This is a genomic window from Methylobacterium sp. WL18, assembly GCF_008040015.1.
In the GTDB taxonomy this organism is placed as follows: domain Bacteria; phylum Pseudomonadota; class Alphaproteobacteria; order Rhizobiales; family Beijerinckiaceae; genus Methylobacterium; species Methylobacterium mesophilicum.
The window spans coordinates 1-1,133 of record NZ_VRVD01001001.1; the positions used below are offsets into that span (position 1 = coordinate 1).

Annotated in this window: 1 protein-coding gene and 1 pseudogene; both read right to left on the reverse strand. The window is 69.2% G+C overall.

Features of this window, described 5'->3' with window-relative positions; translation table 11 throughout:
- The coding region (locus FV228_RS30430; protein WP_147857817.1) for a PAS domain-containing protein at nucleotides 1-638 on the reverse strand (638 nt) is incomplete at its 3' end.
- A 109-nt stretch (nucleotides 639-747) separates the two neighbouring features.
- Nucleotides 748-1,133 (reverse strand): annotated as a pseudogene (locus FV228_RS30435) (dihydrolipoyl dehydrogenase); the annotation flags it as partial.

The window sequence follows — 1,133 nt, forward strand, 5'->3', positions numbered from 1 at the left end:
TCCGGAGGCAGCACGTCCGCCAGGGGGCGGCCGGCGAGCGGCGGAGTCACGGGATCCACGATCTCGTCGACGTTGGCCGAAAAAGCCAGGACCTCCAGGGTCCCGGCGTCGGCCGCGATCATGACCGCGTTGGGCTGGATCGAGCCCGGGATGTGGATGGGCTCGCGCTCGCAATGGCTGGCATCCACCGGCTCGGCCCGCGCCCGCCGGCCGATCGCCGCCATGACGGCCTCGCGGGACAGGCCGGCGCCGAGGCTCTCGATCGGGTCGATCGTCAGCCACGTGACCGGCCCGGCCTCCGGGGCCTTGCCGTGGCGCATGTGGACCCGCGCCCGCAGGGGCTGGGGCAGCCGGCCGAACACGTAGTCGAAGCTCTCGTCCAGGGCGCCCCTTCGGGTTCCGGAGAGGAAGCGGCCGCGGAAGCTCGGCACGTTCGTGCCCGGCATCACCTCGCGGAAATAGTTGCGGCCCAGCACCGCTTCGCGCGAGAGGCCCGAAAGCGTGCTCGCGCCTTCGCTGAACACCACGACCGTGCCGTCCGCGTCGAGGCCGATCACACCCTTGTCGAGGCGGTCCAGCGCGTCGGACGCGAGCGTATCGAGGTCGGGGCCGCCTTGGGGGGCCTGTTTCGGCGGCATCAGGAAAGCACCCCGCTCATTTAGTCTGATATGACCGGGGGCGCAGTGAAGTGCAATGCTTCCCCGGACGCCAAGATCAAACCGGAATCACGATGCCGTTGAACGCAGACTAAGACCGGCACATCCTGTGTGTGATTTCAGACAATGCCGTTGAAAAACCCTCTTCAACTGTAGGGTGGTATATGGGCTGGCTCAGGACAGTTGCGGCGGTCTTTCCATCCGCGATCGCGTGGGTGAGCAGATGCGCGAGATGTTCGACCGCCGGCCCGATCATCTCGGCCCCCAGGAGCGTGCCGTCCCGGTCGGCCCAGATCTGCAGGCCGCCGCGATTCGCGCCGTCGACCCGGGCGCGGCCCTGGTCGGCGAAATCGACGGTGCCGGTCACGCGGCCGGGGGCGTCGGCCTCGTAGGGCGCGCCGACGACCGCGACCTGCGGATCGGTGAACACCATGGCGAGGCTGGTCCAGGGTTCCGGCTTCGCCACGGCGCAGGAGG